13 protein-coding genes are annotated in these 16,794 nt (G+C 59.3%); 4 read left to right on the forward strand and 9 right to left on the reverse strand.

Annotated elements, in window-relative coordinates; all coding sequences use genetic code 11:
* Nucleotides 1-6: 6 nt before the first annotated feature.
* Nucleotides 7-1,086 (forward strand): IS5 family transposase, encoded by a 1,080-nt coding sequence (locus QQZ18_RS23455; RefSeq protein WP_284543563.1) that lies wholly within the window; start codon nt 7-9, stop codon nt 1,084-1,086.
* A 491-nt stretch (nt 1,087-1,577) separates the two neighbouring features.
* On the opposite strand, the gene QQZ18_RS23460 is transcribed toward QQZ18_RS23455, so the two are convergent.
* Complete coding sequence (locus tag QQZ18_RS23460; protein WP_284543564.1) at nt 1,578-3,812, reverse strand: hypothetical protein; 2,235 nt, start codon at nt 3,810-3,812, stop codon at nt 1,578-1,580.
* 329 nt (nt 3,813-4,141) lie between these two features.
* On the opposite strand from QQZ18_RS23460, the gene QQZ18_RS23465 reads away from it, so the two are divergent.
* On the forward strand, nt 4,142-6,082 hold the full coding sequence (locus tag QQZ18_RS23465) for a PAS domain-containing protein (protein ID WP_284543565.1): 1,941 nt from the start codon (nt 4,142-4,144) through the stop codon (nt 6,080-6,082).
* Nucleotides 6,083-6,193: 111 nt separating this feature from the next.
* Here the strand turns inward: QQZ18_RS23465 and nirK are convergent, their stop codons facing one another.
* Nucleotides 6,194-7,324, reverse strand: coding sequence for a copper-containing nitrite reductase (nirK, locus tag QQZ18_RS23470; RefSeq protein ID WP_284543567.1), 1,131 nt, complete (start codon nt 7,322-7,324; stop codon nt 6,194-6,196).
* A gap of 309 nt (nt 7,325-7,633) precedes the next feature.
* Between nirK and mscL the strand changes: the two genes are divergently transcribed.
* Entirely contained in the window at nt 7,634-8,059 is a 426-nt protein-coding gene (mscL, locus tag QQZ18_RS23475; RefSeq protein WP_284543644.1) for a large conductance mechanosensitive channel protein MscL, read from the forward strand.
* Nucleotides 8,060-8,198: 139 nt separating this feature from the next.
* Here mscL and QQZ18_RS23480 read toward each other — a convergent pair whose 3' ends face one another.
* Nucleotides 8,199-10,145, reverse strand: a complete 1,947-nt coding sequence (locus QQZ18_RS23480) for a methyl-accepting chemotaxis protein (protein ID WP_284543569.1) — start codon at nt 10,143-10,145, stop codon at nt 8,199-8,201.
* Between the two features lie 733 nt (nt 10,146-10,878).
* Here QQZ18_RS23480 and QQZ18_RS23485 point away from each other — a divergent pair.
* Nucleotides 10,879-11,208 carry a transcriptional repressor TraM gene (locus tag QQZ18_RS23485; protein ID WP_284543571.1) on the forward strand — a complete coding sequence of 110 codons (330 nt, stop codon included), beginning with the start codon at nt 10,879-10,881 and terminating at the stop codon, nt 11,206-11,208.
* Here QQZ18_RS23485 and QQZ18_RS23490 read toward each other — a convergent pair.
* The 6 genes from QQZ18_RS23490 to trbL all read right to left on the reverse strand — a co-directional run bounded on the left by QQZ18_RS23490 (nt 11,201) and on the right by trbL (nt 16,789).
* On the reverse strand, nt 11,201-12,046 hold the full coding sequence (locus tag QQZ18_RS23490) for an autoinducer binding domain-containing protein (RefSeq protein ID WP_342398944.1): 846 nt from the start codon (nt 12,044-12,046) through the stop codon (nt 11,201-11,203). The two genes, QQZ18_RS23485 and QQZ18_RS23490, sit on opposite strands and share 8 nt — an antisense overlap.
* A gap of 188 nt (nt 12,047-12,234) precedes the next feature.
* Nucleotides 12,235-13,566, reverse strand: coding sequence for an IncP-type conjugal transfer protein TrbI (gene trbI, locus QQZ18_RS23495; protein ID WP_284543575.1), 1,332 nt, complete (start codon nt 13,564-13,566; stop codon nt 12,235-12,237).
* A gap of 8 nt (nt 13,567-13,574) precedes the next feature.
* Nucleotides 13,575-14,054, reverse strand: a complete 480-nt coding sequence (gene trbH, locus QQZ18_RS23500; RefSeq protein WP_284543577.1) for a conjugal transfer protein TrbH — start codon at nt 14,052-14,054, stop codon at nt 13,575-13,577.
* A 4-nt stretch (nt 14,055-14,058) separates the two neighbouring features.
* The gene (trbG, locus tag QQZ18_RS23505) at nt 14,059-14,904 is read right to left on the reverse strand and encodes a P-type conjugative transfer protein TrbG (RefSeq protein WP_284543579.1); all 846 of its coding nucleotides are present in this window, start codon (nt 14,902-14,904) and stop codon (nt 14,059-14,061) included.
* 14 nt (nt 14,905-14,918) lie between these two features.
* Complete coding sequence (trbF, locus tag QQZ18_RS23510; protein WP_284543581.1) at nt 14,919-15,578, reverse strand: conjugal transfer protein TrbF; 660 nt, start codon at nt 15,576-15,578, stop codon at nt 14,919-14,921.
* A gap of 20 nt (nt 15,579-15,598) precedes the next feature.
* Nucleotides 15,599-16,789: a P-type conjugative transfer protein TrbL gene (trbL, locus tag QQZ18_RS23515; RefSeq protein WP_284543583.1), complete on the reverse strand. Its 1,191-nt coding sequence runs from the start codon at nt 16,787-16,789 to the stop codon at nt 15,599-15,601.
* Nucleotides 16,790-16,794: the final 5 nt, after the last annotated feature.

The following is a 16,794-nucleotide window of genomic DNA, read 5'->3' on the forward strand; positions in this document are numbered from 1 at the left end:
CTGGAGATGTCTGGACTGCCTGGCTTTTTTGACTTTGACGACCGGCTGAAGCGCCTGAGCGATCTCGGCGATCAGTTGGAGGCGTTCGGCAAGACCGTTGATTTCGAGATGTTCCGCGGCGACCTATCGGCGGCGCTCGGCTATACCAGCGGCCCGCAGGGCGGTCGGCCACCGTTCGATCCGGTGATGATGTTCAAGGTGCTGGTGATCCAGGCGGCCAACAACCTCTCCGACGAGCGCGCCGAGTTCCTGATCAACGACCGCCTGTCGTTCATGCGCTTCCTCGGCTTGACGCTTTCGGACCGGGTGCCGGACGCGCGGACGATCTGGCTGTTCCGGGAGAAGCTCACTCGGGCCGAGGCGATCAAGCCGCTGTTCGACCGTTTCGATGCTGCGCTGCGCGCTTCCGGCTATATCGCCGTGTCCGGCCAGATCGTCGATGCGACGCTGGTGTCGGCCCCAAAGCAGCGCATGACCGACGAGGAGAGGGAGAAGGTCAAACAGGGACGGATTCCTGAAGGCTGGAAGGCTCGCCCCGCCAAACTCCGCCACAAGGACCGTGACGCTCGCTGGACGGTGAAGTTCAAGAAGGCCAAGCAGAAAGCCGACGGGACCAAGCCGCCGGTCGACATCGCCATCCCGACCTACGGCTATCAGAACCATGTGTCGATCGACGCCGGCTTTGGCTTCATCCGCAAATGGCAGGCTACCGATGCCGCCTTGTATGAAGGTGCCGTGCTGCGCAAGGGACTGCTCGACAAGACCAATACGGCAGGGAAAGTCTGGGCCGACACGGCTTACCGCAGCCAGGAGAACGAGAGGTTCATGGATGACAACGGCTTCGTCAGCTGCGTCCATCGCAAAAAGCCCAAAGGCAAACCGATGAGTGAGGCGACGCGGAGAGCCAACAATCTCAAGTCCAAGGTGCGCTCTCACGTCGAGCACGTCTTTGCCGAACAGAAGAGCCGGATGGGGCTGTTCATCCGGACCATCGGCATTGCCAGGGCGACGACCAAGATCGGGCTCGCCAACCTCGTCTACAACATCAAACGGCTGATCTGCCTGGAACGGAGAGCGGTGGCATAGGTGGGACCCATCCCGATGAGAGATGATGGCCCGCAAGGGACACCCAAAGCCCCTGCGATATTGCCCCCCTCAGGTCGCGCGTGCAATCGACGGTCCCGGCGTGTTGGCAAACCCGATTAATAGAACCGTCAAGCTCGACCCGGATCTGGTGCGCCTGTTCGGGCAAGTCGTAGATGAAGGATCCGTAAGATTTTGTTCAGACGTTGCTGCGGCTTAAGGGGCGATTGTGTGCTGAAATACCAGTAGCGTGATTTGCCGTCGCGTTACGATCGAGTCGAAATGGATCGGCTTTGTTCGCTCTGAATATTCAGAGAGCGCTTCGGTCGAAAGCCCGTCGCTCAGCATCACCGCCATGGTCATTTCCTCGACGAGTCCCATCGGTAAGCCGTGCTTGAGAAGCGGCCACGCTGTCTAAAAGTATAGCTTGGCGGCAATCTCTACTGCGCGCGAGCGAGGCAAGGCGCTGTGCGGGCCTCGCCTCGGCTCTTTGTTCAGTGCCAGCTTAGCAGATAACGACCGTTCGCAGGCACCACGAAACTCACTCGATCCGGCGTGGTTTCGTCGGCTTCGATGCTTGCTCCGGAAGCCGTCTTCAGGTCGAAGGTGCCAAGCTTCCTACGCTTCAGGCGTAGCAGAGCAATCCTCGTAACGCAGGCTTCGTCACCCTCCAGCACTATGGAAAGACTACCATCACCGGAACTCTGTATCTGCGGCCCGATATGGTCGCAGTACAGACGGAACGGCGCGCCGTCTACGTGGTGGAACGCGCGCGTTGCAAAGATGAATGCGGCACCCGCACCGTAAACCTCCTGGCCGACCTGTCCCGCAGGCTGGCCGTCGGCGTAGAGGTCCTCCAGCGGGAACGACAGCTTGCGGTCGATGTGTCCATTCGTCTCACGTTGCGTCGGCGATAGAACCTCCGGCGGCAGTGCGTCGGGATAGTAGTACCAGGCGCTATCAAGTGCGTATTTGCAGAATTCAACGATGAGCATGCGGACGGTTGGGTCAACGTCGGTGCCCGCGTCGTCGAGATAGCGCTCGAACGCGGCGAACGAGTCGAACACCTCGTATACCGCCATGTAGGGGGCATCCTGCAGGCAGGTGACGCCCAAAAAATTGCGGTAGTGTACCGCAAGCTCTATCCGGCTTTCCCAGATCTCCGTGTTGTGCAGGAAGCTCGCGAGATAGACGTAGCTTTGTTCGAGGTAGGTCCGCTCGTTGGTCAACCTCCATAGCCGCATGCAGGCTACTGCGCCCCACGCCGTAAGATTGGCCTGATAGTTGATGTTGAAGCCCAACCCGACGGCTGCGTCGATGGCGGCTCGCGCCTCGTTCAGAAATTTCTCGTCGTCGGTCAGTTCGTAAGCTTGCAGCATGACCCAGGCGTAGATGCCTCCGACGTCCGTCTGGCCGCGGCCGTCCGCTTCGGCGGTCTCGGTGATAATGCTGAAATCGGTGATCTTGTACTGGACAGGCCACTTGTACTTGAAGTGATGGGCGGCCTTGATGCCGAAGTCGATGGACTTCATGAGAAGGTCGCGCGCAGCCTCGTCACCGTCGAGGGCGAGGACGCCGAGGTTCATCATCGGGTGATAGAGATACCAGCTGTCGACCGCGTCCGCGTCCTTGTCGTCCCCGACGTTGGGGAGGTAGCGGCGCAGCGACTTCAGCTTCGGGTCGTAGAATTTTTCCAGCCCGGCCATGAACTCGGCCTTGAGCGGATGAGGTTCGCCGCACCACTTTCCCCAATCATGGACCGCCTCCACGATCGACATCTGCACCATGATGTCGGGATATTCGGCGTTCGTATATGGATGGATGTAGCGGTGGCCGTAATGCTCGCTGGTTGCCTCGGGAGCTCGATCGAGATCACGCAGCGTTCTCTCGGCCCGCTCCACCCAATCGTGGAAGTCGACCGTGGGCTTATCGATAATTCTATAAACCAGACCGAGCATCTGAAGGAAGCGGAGTGCCGAAATACGCTCGTTGGAGGGTACATCCTCGTCAAAGACCAGGAGGGCATCAGAGAGCGTGATTTCCACGCCGCCTTCCAGTGCGTCCGTCGGCGGAGTGCCGCTTTGCGGGGGTGTAGGGATCAGGTAGCCGAGCTCCGGCCACTCTCCGCCGACCGCGCCGTCGGGCTTGGTCTTCGTCGCCTGGTAGTAGTCGTTCATTGCGGTCAGGTTCTGGAAGTAAAGAACGCTGCCGAAGGACGGCTCCTTGATATGCAAATAAAGGAGCCCGCTGTTGAGTCCGCGCTGCCCGGCCTCCACGACGCCCCTTGCGCCTAGAGGATCATCCTTCGCGTCGAGGGGATATAGATCGCGCGGCATGAATGGAATGACCATCCGCGCTACCGGCGTCAAGCGCACGGTGACCCGAAGCCGCTCGAACCCTTCACTTCCGGAACTTCCTGACACGAATGAAATTGCGTGCACTCCGAGCGCACTCCGAAGCTTAAGGCGGGCCGCTTCACCTTTTTTTCCTTTCAGCTCGGTACACTCGAACTCGCCTGCAAGATAGGCGACGCGTAACGCAATTCCTCCGCGCCCTTTCCTGCGAACGAATGCCCAAAGGGAGTCACTGCTTGCGATTATCTCGACCGACAGCTTTCCAAGGGAAAAATTGATGATGGGTTTGGCGTCTCGCTTTGTGCCCTGCCGACTCAGAGATAAGACGTAGGGGCTCACTCCGACAACCTCACGGTCCAATGCTAGTGTCGACATTTCCTCTCCTTGACGTCATCAGTACTTCGCAAAAAACGAAACGGACAAATGCAGGTTCCTTCTTTTTCCTCAGCGTCATCTGATTTTGAGACGACCGGCAAGGAAATGACCCCTTGGAGCGGCCGGAACCGATCCGTTGAGCTTCAAAACCTGACATATCACCTCCAGAATGCACTTAGTGTTTCTGATGTGAGTCGTGCATATGACGCTCTCTCACCAGATCTTGACACCTGACGGATGCTTCTGCACTAAGGAGACCCCTTATCGTTATGCTTCGAGAGGGAAGATATTCTTTTTAATTAGTTCATGCCGTCGGCAACGGAGCTACCATGTTCACGAATCTCGCGACAGAAGATCTCGATTTGCGCGAACTGTTCAACGCCTCACCTAATGCGTACGTCGTATTCACGCGCGACTTGGTGATCGCCGGATGCAATGACGCTTATCTCAGGGCCGTCGGGCGCAATGCTCGTGAGGAAATAGTCGGCCGTCTCCTATTCGAGGCGTTTCCCGCCGATCCGGCGTCGGATGCCTATCGAATACTGGCGACTTCACTAACTAGGGTTTTGGAGACGAACCAACCCGATCATATCGCGCTTATTCCCTACAACACGGCAAGACCGGATGAACCTCCTCTCGTCCGTTACTGGAGCGCCACGCACACCCCCATCAGGAATAAAAACGGCGAGCTTGCCTATATTCTTCAGCACACCGTCGACGTGACCGAGCTGGAAACCTTGCGGCAACGAGACGCGCTTTCCAACATGGCGGAGTCCGGCGTGCTATCCCGCGCCCACGCCGTACAAACCACCAGCGCCAAGCTCTCGACCGAAATCGCGCTGCTGCGCGATCTATTTGCACAGGCCCCTGGCTTCATCGCCGTACTGAAGGGACCGGATCACGTCTTTGAGTTGGCTAACGATGCCTATCAAATCCTAGTCGGCCGAAGGGACCTGATCGGGCGCAGCGTGGCCGAGGCGCTGCCGGAGGTGGTGAACCAAGGCTTTGTCGATATTCTGAACGACGTGTGGAAAAGCGGCCAGCCGTTCGTGGGACGCGCGGTTCCCGTTTTTCTCCGGCCTGCCGGTGGGGGCGAGCCGGAGCTCCGGCATATCGACTTTATCTATCAACCTATCCGGCATGGGTCGGGCGCCGTCACCGGCATTTTCGTTCAGGGACATGACACGTCGGCGCAGTGGGAGGCACAGCGCGACCTGCAACGCCAGACGGAATTGCTGCGGCTCGCGCAGGAGGGCGGGGGCTTCGGCACCTACGACTGGGACCTGATGAGCAACACAGTCAGGGGCACGCGCGTGTTTCGCGAGCTCTTCGGCCTTGCCGATGCCCAGGACGATATTCCGGTCCCAGACCTCATGACGCGTATTCACCCCGAGGATGCCGCGCGAACGAACGCGATGACGTCCGGCCCAAGCGACGAGATCGAGACTTCGCACGAATTCCGATTGCTGCTCGACGGCCGTGTGAGTTGGATAGGCGCCCGCGGCACGATCATACGCGATGTCCATAACCGCCCGGAGCGGGTGCTGGGCGCCGTGCACGATCTGACGCGGCGAAAACAGATCGAGGAGCGCCTCGACATGTTGGCACGCGAGAGTGCCCACCGGGTCAAGAATATACTCACCATCATGCAGATCATCGTCGACAACACCCTACGCAGGGCACCCTCGCTAGAATCTGCGCGGGAGAGCCTCGGAGAGCGCATCGCCGCACTCAACAAGGCGCAAACCAGAATTCTTGCCGGACCTGAGGAATGTCGCCTGACGGATATCGTGCAGGACACGCTGACCGTCATAAGCAATCCGAGCGGGCGCGTGACGATCGAAGCCAAGGTCGATGCTGAGCTCAGCCCTCGCACCGGGCTTGGAGTAGCGCTTGCGCTACACGAGCTGATCACGAACGCGCTGAAGTACGGCGCACTTTCCAACGCCGAAGGCAGGGTCATCATCGGATGGCGAGTCGTCACCGACGGGGCAGCGGATTCTGCCGTCGTAACCTTGGATTGGTGCGAGGTCGGCGGCCCGCCGATCGACGGCAGCAAGAAGGGCTTCGGTTCGATATTGATCAGAAATAGTCTTGCCCACGATCCGAGAGGGCGGGCTGAATGGATGGCGACTCCGGAAGGACTTTGTTGCCAGTTTGCCTTTAGCGCAAAAGCAATAGCATTCGAAACGAAACCAAGTAACGCAAAATCAATAATTCATGGCGGAATGCCTAGTTCGCTGGTACCTGCGACGAGTCCGAAGCTGTAAGCGTTCATTGTAATTTAGCCCCGTCCGGTTCGGACGGGGCTAAAGGTTAATTGTGGCTTTTCCCGCCTGATAGGTTCGGGTCTCTAAAAACATGGACTAGCGCCTGTCAGGCTATTTGGTGATTGCGCCGGGCGCAAGGATTTGAGTCATGAGATCGTGGTTCCACTCGCCGTCGACTTTCACATGTGCCAGAGCGCCAAGCTGCTCCGCCTTGATTAGATTGTGGTCGACGTAGTTGTAGATTCCGGGCTGCAGGAAGGTGTAGACCATCGCGCCGGAACTTCCCCCGCGAATGAACCACGTCTCGAAATCTCTCTGCGGGGGATTGTTGAACTTCCCATGTTCCCAAGCCCAATCGGCATGACCGCCGATAAGATGCGGTCGGCAATCCATGATGCCGGACGAGTGGATGAACAGGACCGTGTCGCCTACCTTTGCCTTCATGGCGTTATCGCCTGTGAGCGCGCCAACCTTGCCATTAAAGACTACATGGGTGGGGATGAGCTTTTTCATGACCTCCACCGTGTCGGCGAAGGCATCTCCGGCGCTCTCATAGCTCCTGTATGCTCCCGTCTCGTCGCGCGGAACATAAAGATCGAACTCGCCGATCGTATAGACCTGATCGTAGCTAATGCGCTTGCCGTTAGCGTCCTTGAGGCCGTCGCGCGGCAACACCATGAGTGTGCCGCTCATACCGGACATGACATGCCAGGAGATCATGCCTGGAGGCGCGCAGTGATAGAGAAACACCCCGGCGCGAGTCGCCTTAAAGCGAATCGTTGCCTGCTCTCCCGGATTGATTAGTGTCAATTGCGCTCCGCCCAGCGCACCCGTCGCACCGTGGAAATCGATGTTGTGGGGCAGGGTATTGGATTCGGGGTTTATGAGATTGAGTTCCACATAGTCGCCCTCGTGCACCACGAAGGTCGGGCCAGGCATCGATCCTTCGAAGGTCAGCGCCTGGAAGGATGTGCCCTCGTCGTCGATGACGATCTCCTTCTCGTGAACCGTCATTTGGAATTCGACGATTTTCGGCCCGCCCTTAGCGACCTGATCATGCTTCATGACGTTGGGGGGCGGAACCAACTCCGCCTTGACGCGCGGCAGCTTGGCAAGTGCCTTCGGGTCGGCGACGGTGCCGCCCATGGGGTTGTCGGATTCATCCTGGGCCATAGCCGGAACGGCTGAAACGATGGCAGCCGCGGCCGCGGCTCCGAAAAGAGCGGAACGACGGGTGAGCATCAAGCACCTCCTATGCAACGAGTTATGCAACGCTAATCTGCCAAGTTTGTTCCTGACTGCGGGAATTCTGTAAGGGCGAGCCAATAAGGGGCGAAGCCGCATCAACTCGGGATTTGCGATTTGCCCGATGCCGCTTCGGCTCTTGCTCTTGGTCTCAAGGCGGATTTCAGAGCCCTGACGAAACGCGCTTATAGCAAAACCCAGCAGCGCAGGTTTTTCAGTCCCCAAAGCTGACCCAAGCCTGGAAACCGCGCCGCACGTCGGACGTTAACGAGGGGCGTCCGACCTTGAGACATGGAGACCAAATTAATGCTCAAAGAATTTGAAAAGTTCGCCTTGCGCGGCAATCTGATCGATCTTGCTATTGGCGTAATAATAGGCGGCGCCTTCGGCGGGCTCGTCAACTCTATCGTTGCCGACATTCTTATGCCGGTGATCGGCCTCATCACCGGCGGCATAGATTTTACCAATCAATATGTTCAGCTCTCTGGGCCACCCGTGCCCAGCGACCTCGCGGCTGCTCGAAAGGCAGGAGCAACGATAGCCTACGGCAATTTCGTGACGCTCACCATCAACTTCGTGATCGTTGCCTTCGTGCTGTTCCTGTTAGTTAAGTTGGTGAACCGTCTCAAGGATGCCGCCACGCCCCCCGTCGACGCCCCGCCGCAAGTACCTGCCGACGTCGCGCTTCTTACAGAAATTCGGGACCTACTCAGGAACGCTGCAGCCCGATAAGGCTACCTGCAATGGCGAAATAGAAAGGAAACAGCCCTTTTCTTGCCGGACAGATTCGTTACCAAAATGCGAACGTCCTAAGCAAAAGCCCGGCCGTTGTGCGCGGCCGGGCTTTGCGATTCTCGATGACTCGACGTTGTCAGGCGGCGTCGATCTCGGCGAGGAAGCTTTCGACCTTGCGGCCGAGGTCGACCGACGAGGCCTTCAGCGAGGTAACCGCGTCGAGCACCGTCCGGGCTTCCGAGCGGGTGGTGGCGGCGCCGTTGCTAAGTTCGATGATCGTCCGCGACAGTTCACTGTTGCCGCGCGCCGCTTCCTGCATGTTGCGGGTGATCTCGCCGGTGGCGCCGGCCTGCTGGGTGACGGCGGAGGTGATGCTGGTCGACACCGAGTTCACTTCCTCGATGATGTCACCGATCTCGGCGATGGCGTTGACGGTGTTGTCTGACACGAGCTTAATCTCGCCGATCTTGCGCGAGATGTCGTCAGTGGCCTTGGCGGTCTGGTTGGCCAGCGACTTCACCTCGGCGGCGACGACGGCAAACCCCTTGCCCGCTTCGCCGGCCCGCGCCGCCTCGATGGTGGCGTTGAGGGCGAGCAGGTTGGTCTGTTCGGCAATGGCAGTGATCAGGCTGACCACCTGAGTGATCTGGTCGGTGGCGGCCAGTAGCCGGCCGACCGTCTCGCGGGTCTCGTTGGCCGAGGCGCGCGCCTTGCCAGCCACAGTCTGGGAGGTGCCGACCTGACGGGCGATCTCGGTGGTGGAGGCTTCGAGTTCCTCGCAGGTGGCGGCGACCGAGCGAACGTTGCCGGAGGCCTGTTCGGCGGCGGAGGCAGCAACGCTGCTGCTGCGTTCGCTGCCCTCGGCGGTGGCCATCAGCTCCTGGGCGGAGGCCTCGAGGCGCTGGGCGGCGCCGACCACCACGTTGATCGTGCTGGTGGCTTCGGCACGGAAGCCCTGGATGAGCGCTTCGGCGCGGGCGGCGCGGCGTTCACGTTCCTCCACCGAGGCTCGTTGGCTCGCCTCAAGGCGATCGCGTTCCTCGGCATTGCTGCGAAACACGGCGACGGCCGCTGCCATCTGACCGATCTCGTCGCGGCGGTCGAGACCGGGGATGTCGGTCCTGAGGTTGCCGTCGGCTAGCGAGCGCATTGCGCCAGTCATGGTAGTGATAGGCTGGGCGACGACGCGCTTCAGAACCAGGCTGAGGGCCAGCAGCATCAGCGCGGTGGCGATCAGGGTCGCGACGAGAGCAGTGATCCCCAGCCGGTTGAGGCTAGCATAGGCCATGTCCCTGTCGACCGCGACGCCGACGTACCATTTGACCGGCAAGCCGTCGACCGCGACGAAGCTTGCGACCTGCGCGCGGTTGGCGAAGGAGGTATCGATCATGCCGGCGCTGGTGGGAGCCGACAGTCCGGCAAACGCGTCGGACATGGGCTTGCCGACCAGGCTGGCGTCCGGGTGCACCAGGATCCTGCCTTCCGAGGAGACCAGGAAAGCCTGGCCGATGCCGCCAAAATTGGAGGCTTTGATGCGGGCAATCAAGGCATCGAGGGCGAAATCGCCGCCAAACACGCCGATCAGCTTGCCATCCGCCGTCACGGGTACGCAGGCCGAAATGACCATCTTGTTGGTCGCCATGTCCATGTAGGGCTCAGTGAGCTGGGTCGCATTGACCTTGGCAGTGTCGATGTACCAGGGACGCTTGCGGGGGTCATAGCCCTCAGGCATCTCGGCCTTCGGCGAGATGATGAAGTCACCATTCTCCTCGCCCAGATAAACCGACAGGAACTCTGAGCTCAGCGTCTTGCCGGTCAGGATGAGATCTAGGGAATCTCTGGAGGTACCGATGGCGTCGGCGGCCTGCTTGGCCATCAGCAGGCGCCCCTGAAACCAGTTGCCGGTGCCGGAGGCAACGCTGTTTCCGGTTGTTGCCAGGGTACGGGCGACATTGTCCTGGAGATCCTGGCGCTCCAGCACGTAGATCGTGGCGGAGAAGACAGCAAAGCTTACCACTACGATAAGCGACGCGGTAAGGATGATCCGGTGTAGCAGTTTGCTGCGGACGTTGACAAAGGGCATGTCATTCCATCTCATTGAAAAGTGTACGGATTGGGTACCCCTTCGATTGTTGACGAACGGTAACTTTTGTCATTCTCGCGTAAAAATCGAGCAACAAAATTGCTTTTTAAGTAATCACACTTAATCGCTCATGGGTCGAATGCCTATAAATATTCGTACGTAAAATTATAGAATAATGAAGAATATATGTTCAACACATCGTAAAGCTGCAGATCGATAGCATCGAAACATTCGATTATCTAGAAATGTGTCCGCCGGTATGGCAGATGTTATTAACACTATAGTTCTCGCCGATCTGCCATATATCGCAAAGGCCCCATTGGTCTTGCCAATAAGCAGATGACGGCTGTCGGACGGCGTCTCGACCGACGCACCAGCACAAATGCCGGGCGATTCATGACGACGACACCGATGTTCCGCACTGTCACTTTATACCGAGCCGTTGATGTCCTGAGGGGAAACCAAGATTGTCGGCGCCCAACCCTGGAGCTATAACAGGTCTAGGACGGTACGCGCCGTCCCGAAGCGTAGAAACTTCGAACACAGCGGCTGATGTCGGCCGTTACGACATCGGATCCTCTGGCCATTTGGCCGGGGGCCTGAGACATATGTCCAGGTGCCTCGGTGCTAAAGGTCTCAGGGGCCGACTGTGTTCGGTTTTCTAACCCCCGGCTTGGGGTCAAAGGATAACGTCGGCGGGGGCGAACCGTGGACCTATCTCAGAAGCAATTCAATGGAAGAAAGCGCTGGACGTGCGAACTCGGAAAATAGAACTGAAATCAAGCCAATTGTCGGCTTAACAAAGGTGCTTCCGAAAAGCGTATTAGAGTCGATCGTAATGGAAGCGATGCTGCGTCATCGCTTCCTTCGTGATGTCGCTGAGCTCCGCTTGGCAGAACTCCGGGACGAAGCGCGTGGCCGTGACGCTTTCGATTCCGCTCGTCTGGCCTACATTAGGGCGATGATCGAGTGTCATGCCCAACAAGCATGCCTTTCCACTCTGCTCGACGTGCTTGGCTATGTGCCCGAAATTGGCAGAATAGACGATGTAGACCTCAAATGAGTCCAAGCTTGGTGGCAATGGCTGTTGCTTGTGCCAGACTGCAGGCGTCGAGCGCCTTGCGCGCGTTGTTCAGGTGAAAATTCACCGTCGCGAACGACATGTTCTCGAGCACTGCAATGTCGCGCATCGTCTTGCCCTCGGCCGACCACTTAAGACAAAGTGCCTGCTTCGGGGTAAGTTCACGGCTACCCCCAACAACGCCACTGTCCTGTTGCTCAATCTTGGCATGAAGATAGCCGACTGCCGTGACAGCGGCGATCTGATCAATGTCGTTGTCGAGGTCAAGCGAGGGTTTGTCGGAGGCAAGCGTGAGCATCGAGATGTGCTGAAATGCTGTTCTTACGGGGATACTGATCCCGGACCTTATCCCGAAATCGTAAGCCTCCTCATAAAATCCTCGAACTGCGCGAGTTTTAGCCGACCGAGGGTTGCCCAATCCCCACGTGAACGGTTGGAGGCGGGCACGTGCCGTCTTCACAATGGGATCAATGGTGGGATAGTTCCCTTCAAGATAGCGTTGTTGCCACTCGCTCGGATAATTTGAGACGGCGACTGTGCGTGAAGGCTCGACGTGCAGGAAGGCGAAGCTACCAAAGCCAAGGTCTTGGATGAGATGTGCAACCGTCTTCCGGAGCGTTTCTTCCGTCTGTATGACCGCGAGGCTGTCGATTAGTCTCTGAAACCATAACCGCAATGAACGTCGTCTCCGTCTTGCGGCCTCTGTGGACGTCAAACTCTCTTTTGAGATGACGCATCGGAACGCCGCATTGCCCAGCTCGCCAAACTGCTTGAGTGCTAGCCTTCGTCTCAGGGTGATTATAGCAAAGATGCTACTCAAGATAGAGAGAATTTAAACATGTCAAAATTATGGGTGATGCGAGGCAGCTGAGTACGCTCCATATTGGCGAACTGTTTCCGAACAGATAGCGCAGTATCTGCGCAAGTTAAGCATTAATGACGCAGTTCCATGTCAACCTAATGCATATTTCCCAATGTGGCTCATATGAATATGAGACATGCATAATTCTAGTTAGTACTTTCTCCTGGGAATACGATATCTTGATCGACAAGAACGTTGAATTGAAAGCCTGGTCTTATCGCGAGCGTAGGCTGTAGGTCGAGATTTTTCGAAATCGTTCGCTCGGTAACGCGGCCGAAGGTCTCGGTAAAGTTGCGCCGGGCTGCGTCCGATGCGGTGGTCTGATTTGCTAGCGTCGAGTTTTCCGGGACGGCCATATCCACTCCGGTGCCGATCAAGGCCAGCAGCACCGCCGATCCGAAGGTTTTGAAATAATGGTTGTCGACCTGATCGTTGAAGCCGCCATAGCCTTCGGCGTCGGTTCCGGCCATGCCGCCGATCTGCAGGGTTGAGCCGTTCGGGAAGATGATGTCGGTCCAGACAACGAGGACGCGGGATTGGCCGAAAGCGACCTTGCTGTCATAGCGGCCCATCAGCCGCGTTCCTTGCGGGATGAGGAGACGATAGCCGGTCGCACTGTCGTACACGTTCTGGCTGACCTGGGCGGTGATCCTTCCCGGCAGATCGGAATTGATGCCGGTGATGAGCGTTGCCGGGATGACTGATCCTCGCTTCAGCTCATAGGGTGACTGCTGGGCCACCACCCGGTTCGGCAGATAGCCAAGCTTGGTGAGATCGGAATTGAAGAAATCCTCCTTCTTGCCCTGTCCATTCGGATCGGCATTTTGGCCATTCAGGCCGGCCTGAAGGGCGGCACTGAAGAGGTCGGCGGCAGGCGAAGCCGCTGTTCTCCCGGAAAGAGCGGCCTGACTGCCTGTGTTGGTCTGCACTGCATCCGTGACCGCGGCCTTCAGCTTGTCAGTGCTGACGGCAAGCGGGGAGTCGAGCGCCACATTGGCGGCCTGGAGACGGGCCATGCGCTGACGCTGCTGCTCGCGGAAAACCTGTTCCTGCTGTTCACGCATAAGCCGTGCCCGCCAGGCCGCTTCGGATTCCAACTCGTTCTGACGGGTTGGGTCTTCCGCTTGCTTTGTCCCGGAACTGAACGGGTTCGGCTTTGCTTCATGCGGATCATTGGCGGGAGCAGCGGCAAAGACCGCCGGCGGCTGAGGCTCGCCGATGATCCCGTCGGTGACACCGCGTTTCATCTGGTCGGCAAAGGTTGACGCGGGCAGGCCTCCGCTCGCGTTTTGGTCGCCACGATCACGGAAGACGAGGCCGCGCGACGTCAGACCGAAAAGGATCACAGCGAAGAAGGCGACGGCGAGCGCGATCGCGATGATGACGGGCAGACGGTTGAGCCGGCGGATGCCGGCGCCGGGCTTCTGATTGCCGCCATGCCCTTGTCCAGAGCCGCCAAGTTTCAGCGATTGAACCATCGATCCCCCTACCCACGCTGCATGACGGAGACGGGACTGGCCGGGATCGCCCCCGTGCCCGAGGTGGTGTAGATCCGGCCGATTTCCAGCGAGCCCGTCGTGAGACGAGCAAGGATCTGGCCGTCAACAGGTGCCAGCACATAGGCGAGGCGGATCGCGTTCTGATCCTTCACTTCCCCGTCCGTGGTGACGGCAAATCCCCAGGTGCGTAGTGCGGCCTCAAGAGCGGCGCCGAAGACGGAGTTGTCAGGCTTCAGGACGATGGTGGCTTTGCCCTGCCCGAGCTGTTCGGCAAGGCGCGGCACGAGATCCCCGGCGATGGCGGACGCCACCAATGTCGTCATCTCGGTCGGAGCCGTGCTGGCGACAAGGCCGCTGGTTCCAAACCCGTCGAACCCCATCCCGGCGCAGCCCGAGACTAGCGTGGCGACCATAACGACCATGGCCGTCCTGGCGAGCATGGGGCGGACGAATAGAGACTTCGTCATCGGATCACCCTCCCCTCTTGATGGTGATCTTTTCCTGATTCCAGCCAACGCCGGAGATCAGGATCGCCTTGTCGACCGCGAAATCGACGATCATCATGTTGCTCTTCATTCGATAGTTGACGATGCGGTTCTGACCTCCCGAGACGACGAAGAGGACTGGGGCCTCACGGGCGGCGACGGACTCCGGGAACTGGATGTAGGTCTTGGTGCCGTCGGTGTAGACGCGTGTTGGCCGGAAGCGGGCGCTGCCTGAAATCGAGTAGCCGAAGTTCAGCTGATCGGCGGGAATGCCGGCGCCTGGAATAGTGCTCGCCTCGATGCGGGCGTTGATGTCGGCCATCCGTGTCGAGACGTCTTCCGGGTAGTCGAAGCCGACGCGGGCCATGTATTGGGTCGGATGGGATTTGAGCTGGATATGATAGGTGCGGCGCGAAGTCGTCACCACCATGGAGGTGAGGAGTCCCGGCTCGGTGGGCTTGACGATCAGGTGGATGGCCTGTCCGCCTGGCGCACCAGAGGTTGCTGGCTCAACCTTCCAGCGCACGGTGTCGCCGACCAGCACGTCGCGCACGATTTCTCCACCCTGGAGCTCGATGTCACAGACCTGGAGCGGCGAACAGATCACCGAGGGCTGAACCTCGCCATAAAGAAAGATGACCTTGCCGTCCGGGCCTTTGGTGACCAGTCCGGTCTGGCCGCGCCATTGTCCGGAGATCTCCACCCCCTTTGCCTCCTTGAAGGTCATCGATTGCGCGTCGGCGCGCGATTGAAGGAGGAACGAGCAGACGAGCGTGAGAGCCAGCAAGGAGCGCAGCCGCACCGCGCTGGAGGTTGGGGAATTCGCCTTCATGGGAGCGCGGCCTTTCAGATCTGGGCGGTCCAGTCAAAGTCCTTGAGGTACAGACCGATTGGGTTGAGGCGGATGACGCTTTCATCCTGGGGCGGGATCAGCACGACATTGGCGATGCCACGAAAGCGGCGCGTGGCGACCTCCTTGCCCTTGCGATCGCGCTCATATTCGGTCCAGTCGATCTGGAAAGATTGACCGGAGAGTGGGACCACATTGTTGACTTCGATGGCGACCGTCGCGGTCTTTGCCTTGTCGAAGGGGGAGGATGAGCGGAACCAGTTGTTGACCTTTTCGGTCGCCGGATCCGAGGTGCGCAAGAGGGCGTAGGTGCGGTCGATATATTGCTTCTGGACGACCGCATCAGGTGTGACCGACCGGAAGTTCGTCACGAAGGCAGCCAGGCTTGCCCGCACGACGCGTGGATCGGCATATTCGATTTGCGCGGGAAACCCGGCATTGACGGCGGAGCCGAGCTTGTCGACCTCGACGATGTAGGGAACGAGCTTGACCTCGGTGCTCTGGTAGAGAGCATAGCCGGTGCTGAGGGTTGCCAGCGACAGGCTCACGATGCCAACGAGGCGCCAGGCAGAGGCGGCGCGAACATAGGAGCCATAGCGTTCGGTCCATTCCTGCCGTGCGGCGAGATAGGGATTGTCGGGATGATGCTCGGCCACGACGGGGCTCCTTCATGAAGTCAATCTTGATGCTTTGGTGGCGGCGGTGGCGAAGCCGGACGCCCCTGCCCGGCCGATTGCCCCTGATCCAGCTTGGCATTAGCCAGCCCAAGGAGAGATCCGGAATAGGCGCCCGGCGAACCGATGGCTTTGTCCTTCGCGGCCGACGCAACGGCACTGCCGGCGGACGCCGCGCCCCTCAGTCCGGAGAGAGCGGCGCTGCCGAAGGAGGAACCGCCTGCGCGCGCCGATGTGTAGGCGGACGCCCCTGCCCTAGCCCCGCCCCAGGCGAGAGCCGCGCCGCCGGCCGCGAAACTCGCCGCTTGACCGCCATGGCGGATCGATTCCATGCCGCCAGTGACTGACGCGCCCTGGACGACGCCCTGAAGGATGGTCGGCACATACATGGCGATGACGAAGACCACGACGGCAATGCCGGCGATCGCAAGGGCGGTTTGATACTGGTCGCCGATGGCGGCGTCATTCGCGAGACCGATCAGCACGTCCGAACCGATCTTGGCGATCATCACGAGCGCCATCAGCTTCATGCCGACGGAAAATGCATAGACGAGATAACGGACTGCAAAATCCTTGGTGTAGGACGAGCCACCGAGGCCAAGAAGGATCATACCGGCAAGGAGCCCGACATACATTTCGACGAGGACCGAAAGGAAGATCGCGGCAACGAGCGAAAAAGCGATCACGCTGACGATCATGGCAAGCGAGGCTGACAGCGCCAGGGCATTGTCCTGGAACACGCCGAAGGAGATTTTCTCCGACATCTTCGAGGCGACGGTGAGCCCGGCGTTGAAAACATTGGCGGGCGAAGCCGATCCGCCGCCGGCACCGATCTGGAACAAGCTGTCGACGATCGCTTTGGCAAGCGCTGGCCCCCGGTCCAGCACGAAGGCGAAGAAGCCGACGAACATGATGCGGCGGGCAAGTTCGGCAAACCAGGCGTCGAGCGAGGCGGCCTGCAAGGCAAGCCAGACGGCGGCAATCCCGATCTCGATCCCGGCGAGGATCCAGAACAGCGACCGCGCCGCATCCATGATGGTGGTCTCCCAGCCCTTGGCCGCTCCCACCACCTGGTTTTCCAGGGTGGTGAGCACGCTGCCGTCGGCGGCAAGGGCGGGGGAAGAAGTGATGAAAACGGCAACGGCGGCACAGGCCGCCACAGCCAAAGCTGGGTTCAGGGCCGCGGGCCTCATGACTG

This window comes from Pleomorphomonas sp. T1.2MG-36, from assembly GCF_950100655.1.
Lineage (GTDB): Bacteria > Pseudomonadota > Alphaproteobacteria > Rhizobiales > Pleomorphomonadaceae > Pleomorphomonas.

Excerpts from the sequence above, each read along its gene's own strand:
- QQZ18_RS23455 (WP_284543563.1), top strand. The coding sequence starts at position 7 with ATGTCTGGACTGCCTGGCTTTTTTGACTTTGACGACCGGCTGAAGCGC.
- QQZ18_RS23460 (WP_284543564.1), bottom strand. The coding sequence starts at position 3,812 with ATGTCGACACTAGCATTGGACCGTGAGGTTGTCGGAGTGAGCCCCTAC.
- QQZ18_RS23465 (WP_284543565.1), top strand. The coding sequence starts at position 4,142 with ATGTTCACGAATCTCGCGACAGAAGATCTCGATTTGCGCGAACTGTTC.
- nirK (WP_284543567.1), bottom strand. The coding sequence starts at position 7,324 with ATGCTCACCCGTCGTTCCGCTCTTTTCGGAGCCGCGGCCGCGGCTGCC.
- mscL (WP_284543644.1), top strand. The coding sequence starts at position 7,634 with ATGCTCAAAGAATTTGAAAAGTTCGCCTTGCGCGGCAATCTGATCGAT.
- QQZ18_RS23480 (WP_284543569.1), bottom strand. The coding sequence starts at position 10,145 with ATGCCCTTTGTCAACGTCCGCAGCAAACTGCTACACCGGATCATCCTT.
- QQZ18_RS23485 (WP_284543571.1), top strand. The coding sequence starts at position 10,879 with ATGGAAGAAAGCGCTGGACGTGCGAACTCGGAAAATAGAACTGAAATC.
- trbI (WP_284543575.1), bottom strand. The coding sequence starts at position 13,566 with ATGGTTCAATCGCTGAAACTTGGCGGCTCTGGACAAGGGCATGGCGGC.
- trbH (WP_284543577.1), bottom strand. The coding sequence starts at position 14,054 with ATGACGAAGTCTCTATTCGTCCGCCCCATGCTCGCCAGGACGGCCATG.
- trbG (WP_284543579.1), bottom strand. The coding sequence starts at position 14,904 with ATGAAGGCGAATTCCCCAACCTCCAGCGCGGTGCGGCTGCGCTCCTTG.
- trbL (WP_284543583.1), bottom strand. The coding sequence starts at position 16,789 with ATGAGGCCCGCGGCCCTGAACCCAGCTTTGGCTGTGGCGGCCTGTGCC.